This window comes from Geobacter sp. SVR (genome assembly GCF_016865365.1).
Lineage (GTDB): Bacteria > Desulfobacterota > Desulfuromonadia > Geobacterales > Pseudopelobacteraceae > Pelotalea.
In genome coordinates this window covers 3076266-3091449 of sequence record NZ_AP024469.1, presented here as the reverse complement: position 1 = coordinate 3091449, position 15184 = coordinate 3076266, and the positions used below count along the sequence as shown (strand labels likewise).

The following is a 15184-nucleotide window of genomic DNA, read 5'->3' as shown; positions in this document are numbered from 1 at the left end:
GCAACAGAAAAAAGAAAGGCCGCCTCTCCGGAGACGGCCTTTCTTTTTATTGGGCAAGAATTCCTGCCGGATAGTACGGATGTAAGCGTGACTCAGTCCGGACTGCCGCAGACTTCGGGGCAGGATGGTTCATCGGCCGGCCCCCCGCAACGGTGGCCATTCAGGATCGTGTCGATTTTCAAAGCCAGATCGTGCAGTGAAAACGGCTTCTGTATGAAGTTGATGCCTTCTTCCAGAACGCCATGATGCACGATGACGTTGTTGGTGTAGCCGGACATATACAGGACCTTCAGTTCGCAGTGCCCCTCCAGCAGCTTTTGATGCAGTTCAGGTCCGTTCATGCCGGGCATGACCACATCCGTCAGCAGCAGGTCCACCGTTCTCCCAACGCTGGCCGTGAGGGCAGATTCCGGACCATCGGCCACAATCACCTGGTACCCGCACTTGTCCAGCAGGTCAGTGGTCAGGTTCCTGACCATTTCATTGTCTTCCACCAGCAGGATCGTGCCGGCACCCGACGACAACACCGCAGATTCCGCACGCGAGAGGAGTCCATTGGCCGGCCTGCCGCCGACAATCGGGAAGTAGATCTTGAAAACGGTGCCCGTGCCGAGTTCGCTGTACACCCATATGTGTCCCTCATGCTGCTTGACCAGTCCGTAGACCGTTGCCAGTCCCAGCCCTGAACCCTTTCCGACTTCCTTTGTGGTGAAAAACGGCTCAAAGATCTGGGCGCGTATTTCCCGGTTCATGCCGCTGCCGTTGTCGGTGACGGCCAGCATCAGGTACTCGCCCGGTACAACGCCGGCGTGCTGCCGGGCATATTCTTGGTCCAGCCGTACCTGGGCGGTTTCGATAGTGATGACGCCCCTGTCGCTGATCGCATCCTGGGCATTGATCGCCAGGTTCAAGATGACCTGCTCGAGCTGGTTTCGGTCGGCTTTGATGCCGCAGGCCTGCCCGGTCAGGTGCAGACGGATGTCAATGCTCTCGCGAATGGTCCTGCGCAGGATCTCGTGGAAATTGGTCACCACCTCGTTCATGTCCACTATTTTCATCTCCAGGATCTGTTTGCGCCCGAAGCTCAGCAGTTGCTGGGTCAGGATCCTGGCTTTATCGGCTGCCTGAAGGATCAGTTCGATTTTCCCACGCCCCGGATCAGTGATCGGAATATCGTTTTTCAACAGCTCGCTATAGCCCAGAATAGGGGTCAGCAGATTGTTGAAATCGTGGGCAATGCCGCCGGCCAGGCGACCGATTGATTCGATTTTCTGCGACTGTCCCAACTGCTCCAGCAGTTCCTGTTTTTCTGCCTCCGCCTGTTTGCGGTCGGAAATGTCCCGAATTATGCCGCAGTTATACTCGATGCCGTCGATATCGAGATGATTGGCAGCCACCTCAACCGGAAATTCACGGCCATCCCTGGCCCTGTTTAGGGTCTCGAAATGAAGGCTGCCCTCATTCTTCAACTGTTCCCAATGGCCAGGCCAGCTTTCGGCGGGAAAGTGACAGGCGATGTCCCAGACCGACATGGAGAGCATCTCGTCGCGGCTGTAGCCGTGCATGGAGCAGGCGGCATCATTGACGTAGACATACGTGCCCTCCCGGGAGATCCAGCACACGGCATCAGACAGTTTGTTCATGATCACGGCCGCTTTTCTGAGATCGTCTTCTACCCGCTTCCGCAGCTCAATCTCTTCCGCCAGCCGGATGTTGTTGGCTTCCAGCGCCGAGGTGCGCAGCCGCACCTTTTCCTCGAGGTAATCGCGGTGCCGGGTGATTTCGGCCTCCACCGCCTTCTCGCGCTTCCGGACGCGGTATATCAGCCAGCTGAATAGCAGGAAACCGCAGGAAAAGATTCCTACCAGCCAAGCCATCTGTCGTGCTTCCGCATGCCAGGGTGCCAGGTATTCGTTGGTGGCCAGCCCAGCAGTGACATAAAGAGGGTATTTGGAGAGCCGGTTGAACGAAAAGGTGCGTTCAATCGAGTCGATGCTGCCGGGTGTCTTGTAGGAGCCCGACGTCCTACCTTCCCTGACCAGTTGGCGCAGCTCCCGCGACACCACGTTGCTGCCGATGCTGCTTTTGCCGGGGATGTCCGGGTAGCGTACGATCACGGACAGATCACCGTTACGCAGGGTAAGAGCGCCCTGCCTGCCGGAGTCGAAGGTGGAGAAGAGTTGCGACAGATACTCCACTGAAATGGCTCCAAAGACGATGCCGGCAAAGGAGCCATCCTGATTGTGGATGCGCTGGGCGATGTGGAAGACCCAATGTCTGGTGAGGCGACCATGAACCGGAGGGCCTATGGCCAGTCCGGCTTTTGGATCGGCCTTCAGCCTGATGAAAACCTCGCGGTCGGAGAAGTTGACCGGTTTTCCGGGTTCGACCCGATCACCGCAGATGATATCGCCTTGGGCGTTGGTGACCCGCAAGCCGTCGAGCTCGGGAATGCGTGCCTTGTGCTCGAGGATAAAGGCATTCAGGAAAGCGATGTCGATGCCGCCGTTTTTGAGCTGCCGTTCCGCCTCCCTTTTCACCGTAAAGACCGCCAGGCCGGCATTGTCGATCATGCCGGTGATGGTCAGGTTGAGCGACTGGGCCAGGTTCTGGGTCTGAATGGCAACGCGCTCCTCATACTGCTGTCGGCTGCGGACCAGGGAAAAAACCGCCAGCCCGGCGACGAAGAGGTTGACCAGCAGGACACTTGCCAACAGCCTGATGAAAAAGGCCCGGCCCGATATCAGACGATGTGGCGACGGCGATTGAGCCATGGGATTGGTGGACCTCACATAAGAATTTCAGCATTCTCGGCCGAATGGGGAGAGGGGAGGCAGTTGCTCCGGCGCGCAGGTGCATGTACCGTCTGAATCAATATCATAATTCATTAAGATGTTAAACTGCTAACTGCTCGATTTCTTGTGTGCCGGCCCGTCCGGCAGCCGGCAGCGCCGCTTCCACGAGAATGGACTTGGCATCCTGGAGCTGCCGCACATTGGTCTTGAGCTGCTGGTTGCCCCGGTGGCTGTACAGGGAAGGAGTTGTCCGCACCCTGCAGTTGCGAGTCTTCGTCGTCCGGTCCGGTCAATTCCTGTCCGGGGGATTGATATGGCAGTTTACTTCTCTCCCTCAACGGGAAATTACGCCATTCTGGCGAAGTCCTCACGTTCCTCCTCGGAGAACATGCGATTGACATCCATGATGATCAACAGGCGCTCGCCGTGGTTCAGGACACCGGTGATGAATTCCTGTCCCACCCCTCCCGAAATCACGGCCGGCGGCGGTTGATTGATGTCACTACCCTGGATGCGGATCACTTCGGAGACGGCATCGACGATGAATCCGGTCAAGCCTCCAGCCACATCCATGATGATGATCCGGTTCCGGTCGCTGCTGTCCGAGTCGTACAGGCCGAAGCGTTTGCGCATGGAGATGATCGGAATCACCTTGCCGCGCAAGTTTATGATCCCCTCCATGTGCGGCGGCATGTTAGGCATCTTGGTGATGGTCGGCAGGCGGATGATCTCGCGTACCTTGAGCACCTCGACGCCGTATTCTTCGTTCGCCAGCATGAAGCTGACCAGTTGGATCAGTTCATTTTCCCCGGCGGCATCGTCACGTGTTACCAGCGCGTTTGTAGACATGATCTCCTCCCAGCTACCTACAGTTTGAACCGACGTACCAACCGCTGCAGCTCTTCGGCATTGCCGTTCAGCAGCGAAGCCGCCCGGGCCGACTCGTGTGCACCGTTGGCGGTTTCCTGCACCACATGGGTGATCTGCAGCATGTTGCTGGAAATCTCGCTGGTGGTGGCGGTCTGCTCTTCGGCAGCGGTAGCGATCTGATTGACCTGCATGGATACGGCGCTGATCTGATCCAGGATGTCGTTCAGGGCGTGGCCAGACTTGGAGGCTTCCGTGGTGCCGGCCTCGACCTGGCGGACACCCTGCTCCATGGCGGTCACCGCCCCTCTGGTTTCGGACTGGATCGCCTTGATCATCTCCCCTATCTCGCGGGTGGCGCGGGTGGTGCGCTCCGCCAGGGCGCGCACTTCGTCGGCCACCACGGCGAAACCGCGCCCCTGCTCACCGGCCCGGGCCGCCTCGATGGCTGCGTTCAGCGCCAGCAGGTTGGTCTGATCGGCAATGTCCTCGATAGTGCCGATAATGGCGCCGATCTGATCGCTGCGCGCCCCCAGGCTCTCCACGGTCCTGGCGGATTCCTGTACCTTTTCGGCAATCTGTCCCATGACGGCGATGGTGGTTTCGACCACTGCAGCGCCGTTGTGGGCGGAGTGGGACGCGCGCTGCGCCCCCTCGGCCGCCATTTGGCAATTCTGGGCGATATCGCCGGAGGTGGCTGACATCTCCTCTCCGGCAGTGGCGACGGTGGCGGCCTGGGAGGCGACCCGCTCGGCCCCGGCGGCGATCTGTTCGGCGGTCGTGTTCACCTGCGTGGCAGCGGCCGCCACCTGGGAGGCGCTTTCCGCCACCCGCTGAATGGCCTGGGAGAACGATTCCGCCATGGCATCGAAGGATGCCCCGATGGTGCCCAGTTCGTCCTTTGTTTCGAGTCTGACGCGTTGTGACAGATCTCCGTTGGCCATGGCGTTGCTGGCCCGGATGAGGGAAGAGGCGGCGCCGGAGATGGAACGCACGATCATGACGCCCAGCATGACCGACACCAACAGCGAGGCGGTAATGGCACCGATGACCAGGATCAGGGTGGTATGATAATGTTTGACCGCGTCCTCATGCGCTTTTCTTGCCTGCTGTTTTTCGTGCTCGTAAATCTTTTGTACTACCTCGTTGGCTGGGCCGAAGAGCGGGTTGATCCTGGTCAGGGTCAGAGAGATGGCCTCTTCGAAGTTTCCTGCCAGGAGCGCCTCGCGGGTCGGCAGCAGCCCCTCCTTGACGAAACGGCCCCGTTTCTCGGCAAAGTCGTTGGCCTGCGTTTTTTCATCCGGATCCAGCGGCGCCTGTAGATATTCGTTCCAGATGGTGCCGATCTGCTCGATGTTCTTCATGACCTTGTCGGTATGGAAGGTCAGCTCATGATCGTGCATCTTGAGTATCTGCGGGTTGCGGGGATCATGCTGGAGCGCCAGCAACAGCTGGATGCGATTGTCGCTCATCAATCCCATGATCTCGCTGATCTGCGTGATGTTGGTCAGGTTCTCCTTGTAGATGGTTTCGATCTCCTTGTTGCTGCCCTTCATTCCCACAAGTCCGAGGACACCGGCGATTGTGACGGAAACGGACCCTACCAGCAGGATGATCATGATCTTGGTCTTGATGCTGAAGTTCATACGGCATTCCTTTTCTTGGTTTGGATTGCTTGATGCGGTTGTATTTTGTCCAGACGGTCTTTCAGCGGTTGAGATCGCTCCAGGCTTCCACCAGGGCAAGCAACTGATCGTTATCCCATGGTTTCGGAACAAGGAAGTTGATGGTGCCCGACCTGAAGGCCTCGGCAAGGTTGCGGTCCGGCGTCTGGCCGGCCAGGAGAATGCGCAGCGTTGCCGGCTGAAGGAAGCGTGCCTCGTAAAGGAAATCGACACCGTCCATTTTCGGCATGCGGAAGTCCGAGATAACGACGTCGAACCGGGCGCCGCACTTCATTATTTCAAGGGCATCGGCGGCTGAAGCGGCCTCGGTGAACGTCCAGCCCTGATCGGTGAATATCTGCCGCAGCAGAGCCAGGATGCCGATCTCGTCGTCAACCCCCAGTATGCTCAAATGTGACTTCATGCGTTTGTAGTGATCAGGCATCATGCTCCTCGGAATAAGCGGGGAAGGGGATGGCGACCCGCGGCCCTTCGTTTTCAGACAGACGCAGGCCGCCGAAGGCAGCCGATATCTTAGGCAAGCCCCTTGGTGAATCTTCATGCCGCACCTCACCGGCGAAGGGGGACTGACCTCCGGGACTGGCTGCGCCCGGCCCGGAGAGCCATTCGTCCAGAATCGTCGCCAACTGCTCGCCGTCAAAGGGCTTTGCCAGGTGGGCATTCATACCGGCTTCCAGGCACCTCACCTGATCCTCGCTCCTGACATTGGCGGTCAGGGCGATGATGGGGATATCATGATCGCGGACAGCGGAACTCCGGTCCCGGATTGCTGCGGTAGCCTGGAATCCGTCCATCTCCGGCATCCGGCAATCCATCAGAACGAGATCGTAGGAGTCCGACTCGAGCGCAGACAACGCTTCTCTGCCGTTGGACACCGCCTCGGTCCGGCAGCCGAGTCTGTCGAGAATCCCTACGGCATACATGCGGCTGATGTCATCGTCATCGACCACCAGGATACGCACCCCCTGGGCGGGCCGGTTCTCCGGCATTCTGCTCCCCCTGACGGGTAACGGGCATGCTGCGGAAGCATGCTGCTGCTTCTCGAAGATGGCGCTGAAGTGGAAGGTGGATCCGGCACTCACGGTACTTCGCACGCCGATGTCCCCCCCCAGCAGGCCCACCAGGCGCCGGCAGATGGCAAGCCCCAGGCCGGTTCCGCCATGGCTGCGGGTGGAAGAGGCATCCACCTGGGTGAATGGTTCGAAAAGCAGCCCCAACTGGTCCTCCGCTATACCGATGCCGGTGTCGCTGGCCAGAAAACGCAGCGTCACCTCCCGTTCCGTCTCGTTTTCCCGAACAACCTGCAGCTTCACCGAACCAGAAGGGGTGAATTTGACGGCATTGCCCAGCAGGTTCAGGACTATCTGCCGCAGACGGCCGGCATCGCCGCGCAGTTGCAGCGGGACATCGAGTGCTATGTCCAGGCCCAGCTCCAGCCCTTTTTCGCAGGCCTGCTGCCTGATGAGTTCCATGGCAAGGGAAAGGGAGTCGAGCAGGTCGAAATCAAGTATTTCCAGCTCCACTTTCCCGGCCTCGATCTTCGAAAAATCCAGGATGTCGTAAATCAGCCCCAACAGGTTTTTTCCGCTCAGGCCGAGCAGTTCCACATAGCGGCGCTGTTCAGGGGCAAGCTCGGTCAGCAGGAGGAGATTGGTCATGCCGATCACGCCGTTCAGGGGGGTGCGGATCTCATGGCTCACGGTGGCAAGAAATTCCCCCTTGGCGCGGGTTGCATCCTCGGCCCGGATCAATGCCACATCCAGGGCGGCATTTTTTGCCCTCAGTTCCCGGGCGTAATTCAGCAGCCGTTCCTCGGCCTCCTTCCAGTCGCTGACGTCGCGTCCCACCACCAGCAAGCCCTTACGTTGTCCGTCCGCCTCGAACAAGGGCACCTTGATCACGTCGAAGCAGCGCTCGATGCCGTTTTCGTCCGGGACATGCACCTCGAACCGTACCGGACCGCCAGCACGCCACACGAGCGAGTCGCTTTCGATGCTTCCCTGAAAGCCTGTGGGCATGGCGGGCTGGATCTGCATGAGCTCCCGCTCGTTTTTTTCTTGCCACGGCAGCCCCTGGAGACGGAACAGTCGCAGGGCAACGCTGTTGGCCACTTGCCAGCAGCTCTCACTGTCCTTGAAGAAAACCACGTCGGGCAGCGCTTCGATCAGCGTAGCCAGTTGCCGGCGGCCATCCCGTATGGTTGCTTTGGCCTTTTTCCGCTTGCGGAGTTCCTCGGAGAGTCTGCTGATCGTGATCTCATGGCGGTTTTCCGAGCATATCAGCAGCCAGGTGCACCCCAGCAGGGCAGCGGAGACCAGCAGGCCGGCAATGGTGAGGTTCCGTTCGCGCGTTCTGCAGGCGGCATACACTTCCTCATCGGCCAGGGCCACATGCACCACGAGGGGATAGAATTTCAGACGCCGGTAGGCCCAGGTGCGGGGCGTTCCGTCAATGGCGCTCGTGGCCCGGAAGAGACCGGTATCGGGATTTCTGGGATCAAGGAACGGCCGATGCGCCGGCAGCGTAAAGCCCTTGGGCTCGACCTTGCTTTGAGTTCCCGAGGCCCGGGCGCGTATGACTCCGTCCATGCCGATCAGCGAAATGACACCCTGTTCGCCGATATTGACGGACCTGAAAAAATTCGAGAAGTACTCCGGGTCAAGTGATATGACGATAACGCCGTCGAAGGATCCGTCCCTGGCCAGGATGGGGCGGGTAAACTGGATGCTCCACTGCCTGTACAACCTGCCTATAACCGGCTTGCTGATGAAGAGGCGATCGTTGTCGCTGTTCCGGTGCACCAGGAAATGTTCCCGGTCGCTGAGGTCGATCGGTGCAGGGGGCGCCCCTTTGTCGCTGAACGCCAACCTGCCTCGCCGGTCGATTATGCTGACATGGGTGACCGGTTCGGGGAGCCCGTGCCGGCGGTAGTGCTGCAGTCGTTCCGGGAAATGCCCCGGGTCCTGCAGGTACTCATCCCGCAGTTGCAGCATCAGGCTGTCGATGTGCCTGACCGTCCCCAGCACATGTTCCTCAAAGGCCCTGGCCAGGTTTGATGCATTGGTCTCGGCATTTGTGGCCGCCAACTGTCGATGGCGGGTGAATTCGAGAGACAGGTAGGACCACAGCCCGATCAGGACGGACAGGCATGCCGTCGCAATAATGACTTTCTTGCGGTTGAGCGTCATCGGCGTCTCTCGTCCTTATGCCTCAGGCATGGGGAAAGGCCTGCTTCATTGCAGTGGATGTCTCCTGGAGCCGTTGCTCCAGTTCCGGCAGGAGTGTCAGCACCGTTTCCAGATCGCCCGTGCCGGCCGCTACATCCATGGCGCAAGCCGTTTCACGCAGTCGCTCAGCGGCGCAGTTGCCCGCCGCTCCCCTGATGGTGTGTGCCTGAAGCCTCACTGCGTGTGCATCGGCCGTTTTCAGGCAGACGCGCAGAGCGGCGATCTTGTTCGGCATGTCGTCCAGAAAGGTTCTGACGATCATGTGTGCGAACTCCTCATCACCCAGCAGGCGCCTGATCAGCACTGTTCTGTCGAATGATTGTGTATCCACCTCAACATGGTCTCGACTTTCCATACATTCCGCCCCTTTGCCAGCACTCGGTCGGAGCCACAGCCGACTTGCCGTCGGCCTGCCCGAACCTCAACGAGCGCTGGCTGGTTTTTCCATTGGGACGGGAAACTACAATAACTACGCGTTTTTTAACACCCACAACAACTAACAATATCTGACAACTTCTGACAGGTGCGTTTGCCCCCCTGTTGCCAACAAGATCGTTTTACGCTACAGTCGCTGAACCTGGTTTGTCGGACCAGGTGAATTGCGGTTTTGCCTTTCCCGCGAATACCTCGTTCATCGTTCAATCTTTCCCGGATGCTTCTGCGATATGCGAGCGGAACAAGTCGGTTTTGGACGATGGGGAAGATCCATGAAACCCTCGCCAACTGCACCCAAAACGGATCTGCCCGGCCGCACGTACATCATCCGGCTGGCTGTACTCGTGCTGTTCATCAACCTCTTCATCGTCGCCATCTCCGGCGTATTGCTGCTGCAGAGCCGCGCCCAATACTGCAGCCGGGCGGAGATCGTCACCCAGAACCTGGCGCAGGTCCTGGAACAGAACATCTCCGGCATCGTCGAGAGGATCGATCTCACCCTGCTCACCACTGCGCATCAGGCAGAAAGTCTTTTGTCCGCGAAAACCGTCAATCAAAAGGAGATAAATAGTCTTATTGGTCGGGAATACGCCTGCCAACCGGAACTGGACAGCCTCCGCATCGCCGACGATCACGGCGTTATCCGGTACGGGATCGGCGTACCCCCCGGTTCCCGCATCAGCCTGGCGGACCGCGACTTCTTCATTCACCTGCGCACCCATCAGAACCCCGGACTGGTGATCGCCAAGCCGATGCTGGGGCGCATCAGCGGCAAGTGGGTCATTACCTTTGCCCGACGGCTGAATCGGCAGGACGGTTCCTTTGCCGGAGTAATCTATGCCGTCATTCCTCTGGAGCATTTCAGGAAGCTGTTCGCAACGCTGGATCTGGGACCGCGCGGGGTGGTGAGCATGCGGGAGCCCGATCTTGGCCAAATCATCCGCTATCCGGAACCGAATGGGCTCGACAGCGCCATCGGCAACAAAATCGTGTCGGCCGAGTTTGCGAAGATGCTGCAGGACCGGCCCGAACGGGGAACGTTCAGCGCGAGGACGGGACTTGATTCGATCCACCGGACAGTGTCGTACCGTAAGATTGTGAAATATCCCGCCTACATAATCGTCGGCCTTTCCACCGGCGATTACCTGACCGAATGGCGCAATGAGGCATCAAAGGCGGTGTTGCTGATCCTGCTTTTCTGCCTGACCACCGTAATCGGTTCCGGTCTGCTCTACCATGCCTGGAACCGCCGGAAGTCAGATCTCGACAAACTGCGTGAGAGTGAAAGCAGGTATCGCCTGCTGTTCGAAAATATGACCACCGGTTTTGCGCTGCACGAAATGATCTATGGCGTTGACGGCTCGGCATGCGACTATCGCTTCCTGGAGCTGAACCCGGCTTTCGAAAGGCTGACCGGCATCCCGGCCTCCGACCTGCTGGGCAGAACCGTGAGGGAGGTCATGCCCACGGTGGAGCCGTATTGGATCGAGAAGTACGACATGGTGGCCTCGACCGGCCAGGCGATGTCTTTCCAGGACTATTCGGGAGCCATCGGCAAGTATTTCGATGTCTGGGCCTTCAGTCCGGGCAAAGGCCAGTTTGCGGTCATTTTCTCGGACATCACGGTCCGCCGGGAAACCGAGGACAAGCTGCGCCTGATGGCGCGGGTGTTCGAACACAGCGGCGAGGCACTCGTCATCACCGGCCCGGACAACAAGATACTTGCCACCAACGGCGCATTTACCACTCTGACCGGCTACAGCCAGGAGGAGGCGCTGGGCAAGGACCCCAAAATCCTCAAGTCGGGCAAGGAAACCAGGGAGTTCTATGTTTCGATGTGGGAAACCCTGCTGAGGGACGGTTTCTGGCAAGGGGAGATCTGGGACAAACGCAAGGACGGCAGCCTCTATCCGAAATGGCTGGCAATCTCGGTGGTGCGGAACGAAGAAGGGGAAATAACCAACTACATCGCCGGTTTTACCGACATCAGCGATCGCAAGCAGGCAGCCCAGAAGATCGAGCACCTGGCGCACCACGACCCCCTCACCAACCTGCCCAACCGTTTCAGCCTGAGGGAACGGCTCGCCCAGGCCCTGGAACAGGCCAAGCGTTCCTCCCTGCACCTGGTTGTCATGTTCATCGACCTGGACCGCTTCAAGAACATCAACGACTCGCTCGGGCATCACGTGGGGGACCTACTGCTGATTGACGTGGCTGCCCGTCTCTCGGAAGCGGTGCGCAGCGCAGATATCGTCGCCCGGCTGGGTGGCGACGAATTCGTGGTCGTACTCCCACAGGTACGGTCAGGGGTAGCATCGGCCCATATCGTGAGCAAGATCCAGCAGGCTCTGTCCCAACCCTTCCGGATCGACGGGCATGACCTGCATATCACTCCCAGTATCGGTATCAGTGTTTTTCCGCATGACGGCGAGACGATCGAGGAGCTGATGAAGAACGCCGACTTGGCCATGTACCATGCCAAGTCGAAAGGGCGCAACAACTACCAGTTTTTCAAGCAGGAAATGAACTCTACCGTGCACGAGCGGCTCCTGCTGGAGAACGATCTGAGGGCAGCCCTCGAGCGCCAGGAGTTCCTGCTGCACTACCAGCCCCAGATCGACCTGGCAACCGGAAGAGTGATCGGCATGGAGGCCCTGGTCCGCTGGCAGCATCCGCAGCGGGGGCTCATCGCCCCCGGCCTGTTCATTCCCATCGCAGAAGAGACCGGGCTGATCCTGCCGCTGGGCGACTTTGTACTCAAAACCGCCTGTCGGCAACTGGTTGCCTGGCAGGCGCAGGGGCTGCCGCCGCTCAGAATGGCGGTCAATCTGTCGGCGCGGCAGTTCAAACAGGGCAATTTCCCCAGCCTGGTGGCGGAAATCATTGCCGAGACCGGAATCGCTCCCCATCATCTGGAGCTGGAAATCACCGAAAGCGCTGCCATGGACAATCCGGAGGCGGTCATCACGCATCTGCGAATCCTGCGGGAGATGGGGATCGAGCTGGCCATCGACGATTTTGGCACCGGCTACTCCTCGCTCGGTTATCTGAAACTCTTTCCGGTCAACCGACTGAAGATCGACCGCTCGTTCGTGAAGGATATCGAAAGCGATTCCGATGATGCGGCCATTGCCGCGGCAACCATTGCCCTGGCCCATACGCTCGGCAAGGAGGTCATTGCCGAAGGGGTCGAGTCAAAGGCCCAGCTCGATTTTCTCAAATACCAGCAGTGCGACATCGTGCAGGGATATTTCTTCAGCCGTCCGATGCCCCCTGGCGAGGTGCCGGAATTTTTGCGAAACCGCGCCTGAATGGGGCGTGGTCACTGTCGCGGGTGATGTACGGCAGAAATTTTGCGGAATTTAATCTTGACAGAAGTCGGAAGGCTCTGGTACATAGTCTTCGCGAATAGGAATCATTCCTGGTTGGGGCGGGTCATCTCGATGAACGAATACAAACATCACATTCTCAAGGAACTGAGGGCCCAGGGGGTGAAACTCACCTCCCAGCGCCTGGAAGTCATCGAGCTGCTGACGTGCGACAGGAGCCATCCCTCGGCCTTGACCATCTTCAACAAGGCCCGCGTGAAGTGCCCCAACATCAGCTTATCCACGGTATACTATACCTTGGCGCTCCTCAAAAAACTCGGGTTGATCAGAGAACTTGAGTTTGAGGGAATGGACAACCGCTACGACAGGGATACCGCCAGCCATCTCAATCTGATCTGTACCGGGTGCGGCAAGATAGAGGATTTTGCGGATGGAGTTCCGGTGGCACCCGATGTCATTGAACGTCACACCGGCTTCGCGGCCCACAACATGCGCCTCGAGTATTACGGCTTGTGCAGCCAGTGTCGGTGATCCGCGTCATTTTTTTTGCACACTACATAGGAATGATTCCTGTTTGGCGGTATTGCTTTCCAGGGTACGGGGACAAAAGCCGCACCCGATTCGCGAGGCAGACAGGAGCATGAGGAAGAGTCGCGCAGCAGGAAGCGGCGAAAACGGGGTAATCCGGCCCGAATTGAATGGCATCCCGAGGAGCAATGCTCCCTATCATTACAGCAAGGAGGAAGAACCGATGAAACGATTGTGCACCATGTTCACTGTGACGCTTGCCATTGCCGCCGCCGCAGGCCAAGCCGTGGCGGCGGAAGACCTGCTCTCCCGCGCCAAGGCGCTCTTCAAACCCATGCCTGCCAAGCCGCCGGTTTTGAAAGGCAATCCGGCAACCCCGACCAAAGTGGAACTGGGTGCCAAGCTGTATTTCGATCCACGCCTGTCCAAATCGCACCTGATCAGCTGCAATACCTGCCATAACGTCGGCGTCGGCGGTGGCGACCTGCAGATCACCTCTACCGGCCACGGCTGGCAGAAAGGCCCGCGCAACGCCCCCACCGTGCTCAACTCCGCCTATAACACCGCCCAGTTCTGGGACGGCCGTGCCAAGGACCTGGCCGAGCAGGCCAAGGGGCCGGTGCAGGCCTCGGTGGAGATGAACAACACTCCCGAGCAGGTCGTAAAGACGCTCAACAGCATGCCGGAGTACGTAAAGCTCTTCAAAGCCGCCTTCCCGGCCGATAAAGATCCGGTGTCCTTTGATAACATGGCCAAGGCCATCGAGGTTTTCGAGGCAACGCTCGTCACTCCCGACGCCCCCTTTGACCGTTATCTCAAGGGTGACAAGAAGGCACTCAACAAGAGGGAAACAGCCGGCCTGAAACTCTTCATCGACAAGGGGTGCGTGGCTTGCCACGGCGGGATAAATCTGGGAGGAACCGGCTACTACCCGTTCGGTGTTGTGGCCAAGCCGTCGGAAAATATCCTGCCGCGCGGCGACAGAGGGAGGTTCAGCGTCACCAACACCGCCCAGGACGAGTACGTGTTCCGTTCCCCTTCGCTGCGTAACGTGGCGCTCACCTATCCCTACTTCCATTCCGGTGCGGTCTGGAGCCTGAAGGAGGCGGTGGCGATCATGGGATCGGCCCAGTTCGGCATCCAGCTCAATGACGGGGAGATCGACGACATCGCCGCCTTCCTGGGGAGCCTGACCGGCAAGCAGCCCAAGGTCGTGTATCCGATTCTTCCCCCCAGCAGCGAAACCACTCCCCGTCCCGTCCTGTAAGGCGACTGCCGGGATCCGTTGAACACCGCAACCTCCGGAAGATGGTACCACCGGAGGTTGCGGGTTCGACCCGGAAGTCCTGCGTTATCTGAATATCTCTCTGAAGAAAACCTTCATCGCTTCCCAGGAACGCTTGTCGGCCTTTTCGTTGTAGGCCGCGCCCTTTTTGTTGTCGTTGCCTGCCTCCGGATTGGTGAAGCCGTGTACCGCGCCACCATAGATGTTTAGTTGCCAATCGACCCCCGCTGTGCGCATCTCGTCCTGAAAAGCGGCCACCTCGTCTGCCTTCACAAAGGGGTCATCGGCGCCATGCAGCGCCAGGACCCTGCCCGTGATGTTTTTCGCGTCAGCGGAGTTTGGAGTTGCCAGACCGCCGTGGAAGCTGACCGTGCCTTTCAGGTCGGCTCCCGAGCGTGCCAGCTCCAGTACGGTGGTGCCGCCAAAGCAGTAGCCGATGGCTGCCAGGCGGTTCCGATCTACCTGTTTCTGGGCCTTGAGCGTTTCCAGCCCCGCCTTGGCCCGCTCCCTCATCAGGTTGCGGTCGTCCTTGTAAATGGCCGCAACTTTGGCGGCTTCAGCCTGGGTGGGGCGCACCCCCTTGCCGTAGATATCGGCTGCAAAGGCGACATATCCCATGCGGGCCAGCATCTCGGCCCGTTTCTTCACATAAGGGCCCAGACCGGTCCATTCGTGCACCACCAGTATGCCGGGACGTTTGCCGGCTTCGGCATCATCCCAGGCGAGGTAACCTTCCAGCAGGGTGTCCCCCTGCTTGTATTCGATGACCTGAGTTTTGACGGCCGCCTCCGCATTCGCCGCCAGTCCGATCATTGTCAGCACCAGGAACAGGTATTTCATGACAGCCTCCTTTACCGCTACGGATATGATCGGTGTCGCATACGTCTGATTATGAAATTATAGCATGGCGGGGAAGGGGAGGCGGCGGTCGGAGAAGGGCGCTGCTTCCAATGGCGAGGAGCTGAAAAGCGGAACACAAAAAAAGCAGGGGGACGAACCAATGTCCCCCCTGCTTGCGGAAGTGAGCGGGCTC

General features: G+C 59.0%; 11 protein-coding genes. 3 read left to right on the top strand and 8 right to left on the bottom strand.

Features of this window, described 5'->3' with window-relative positions; translation table 11 throughout:
- Positions 1-92: 92 nt before the first annotated feature.
- From GSVR_RS14595 to GSVR_RS14565, 7 genes are all read right to left on the bottom strand, one after another.
- On the bottom strand, positions 93-2774 hold the full coding sequence (locus GSVR_RS14595) for a hybrid sensor histidine kinase/response regulator (protein WP_173201611.1): 2682 nt from the start codon (positions 2772-2774) through the stop codon (positions 93-95).
- A 121-nt stretch (positions 2775-2895) separates the two neighbouring features.
- Positions 2896-3051 carry a hypothetical protein gene (locus GSVR_RS14590; protein ID WP_173201612.1) on the bottom strand — a complete coding sequence of 52 codons (156 nt, stop codon included), beginning with the start codon at positions 3049-3051 and terminating at the stop codon, positions 2896-2898.
- 89 nt (positions 3052-3140) lie between these two features.
- On the bottom strand, positions 3141-3644 hold the full coding sequence (locus tag GSVR_RS14585) for a chemotaxis protein CheW (RefSeq protein WP_173201613.1): 504 nt from the start codon (positions 3642-3644) through the stop codon (positions 3141-3143).
- A gap of 17 nt (positions 3645-3661) precedes the next feature.
- A complete protein-coding gene (locus GSVR_RS14580) occupies positions 3662-5308 on the bottom strand; it encodes a methyl-accepting chemotaxis protein (protein WP_173201614.1) in 1647 nt (548 codons plus the stop codon).
- A 61-nt stretch (positions 5309-5369) separates the two neighbouring features.
- Positions 5370-5774, bottom strand: a complete 405-nt coding sequence (locus GSVR_RS14575; RefSeq protein WP_173201615.1) for a response regulator — start codon at positions 5772-5774, stop codon at positions 5370-5372.
- Complete coding sequence (locus GSVR_RS14570; RefSeq protein WP_173201616.1) at positions 5764-8535, bottom strand: response regulator; 2772 nt, start codon at positions 8533-8535, stop codon at positions 5764-5766. The genes GSVR_RS14575 and GSVR_RS14570 overlap by 11 nt, the downstream gene beginning before the upstream one ends.
- Positions 8536-8557: 22 nt before the next feature.
- A complete protein-coding gene (locus GSVR_RS14565) occupies positions 8558-8929 on the bottom strand; it encodes an Hpt domain-containing protein (protein WP_173201617.1) in 372 nt (123 codons plus the stop codon).
- 352 nt (positions 8930-9281) lie between these two features.
- On the opposite strand from GSVR_RS14565, the gene GSVR_RS14560 reads away from it, so the two are divergent.
- The 3 genes from GSVR_RS14560 (at position 9282) to GSVR_RS14550 (ending at position 14133) form a co-directional block, all read left to right on the top strand.
- Complete coding sequence (locus GSVR_RS14560; protein WP_173201618.1) at positions 9282-12320, top strand: EAL domain-containing protein; 3039 nt, start codon at positions 9282-9284, stop codon at positions 12318-12320.
- A gap of 132 nt (positions 12321-12452) precedes the next feature.
- Positions 12453-12869: a Fur family transcriptional regulator gene (locus GSVR_RS14555; protein ID WP_173201619.1), complete on the top strand. Its 417-nt coding sequence runs from the start codon at positions 12453-12455 to the stop codon at positions 12867-12869.
- Positions 12870-13089: 220 nt separating this feature from the next.
- The gene (locus GSVR_RS14550; RefSeq protein ID WP_173201620.1) at positions 13090-14133 is read left to right on the top strand and encodes a cytochrome-c peroxidase; all 1044 of its coding nucleotides are present in this window, start codon (positions 13090-13092) and stop codon (positions 14131-14133) included.
- 84 nt (positions 14134-14217) lie between these two features.
- On the opposite strand, the gene GSVR_RS14545 is transcribed toward GSVR_RS14550, so the two are convergent.
- Positions 14218-14991: a dienelactone hydrolase family protein gene (locus GSVR_RS14545; RefSeq protein ID WP_173201621.1), complete on the bottom strand. Its 774-nt coding sequence runs from the start codon at positions 14989-14991 to the stop codon at positions 14218-14220.
- Positions 14992-15184 lie beyond the last annotated feature (193 nt).

Bases quoted from the DNA above. Each gene is read 5' to 3' on its own strand.
- GSVR_RS14580 (WP_173201614.1), bottom strand. From the start codon at position 5,308: ATGAACTTCAGCATCAAGACCAAGATCATGATCATCCTGCTGGTAGGG.
- GSVR_RS14560 (WP_173201618.1), top strand. From the start codon at position 9,282: ATGAAACCCTCGCCAACTGCACCCAAAACGGATCTGCCCGGCCGCACG.
- GSVR_RS14555 (WP_173201619.1), top strand. From the start codon at position 12,453: ATGAACGAATACAAACATCACATTCTCAAGGAACTGAGGGCCCAGGGG.
- GSVR_RS14570 (WP_173201616.1), bottom strand. From the start codon at position 8,535: ATGACGCTCAACCGCAAGAAAGTCATTATTGCGACGGCATGCCTGTCC.
- GSVR_RS14595 (WP_173201611.1), bottom strand. From the start codon at position 2,774: ATGGCTCAATCGCCGTCGCCACATCGTCTGATATCGGGCCGGGCCTTT.
- GSVR_RS14550 (WP_173201620.1), top strand. From the start codon at position 13,090: ATGAAACGATTGTGCACCATGTTCACTGTGACGCTTGCCATTGCCGCC.
- GSVR_RS14585 (WP_173201613.1), bottom strand. From the start codon at position 3,644: ATGTCTACAAACGCGCTGGTAACACGTGACGATGCCGCCGGGGAAAAT.
- GSVR_RS14575 (WP_173201615.1), bottom strand. From the start codon at position 5,774: ATGATGCCTGATCACTACAAACGCATGAAGTCACATTTGAGCATACTG.
- GSVR_RS14545 (WP_173201621.1), bottom strand. From the start codon at position 14,991: ATGAAATACCTGTTCCTGGTGCTGACAATGATCGGACTGGCGGCGAAT.
- GSVR_RS14565 (WP_173201617.1), bottom strand. From the start codon at position 8,929: ATGGAAAGTCGAGACCATGTTGAGGTGGATACACAATCATTCGACAGA.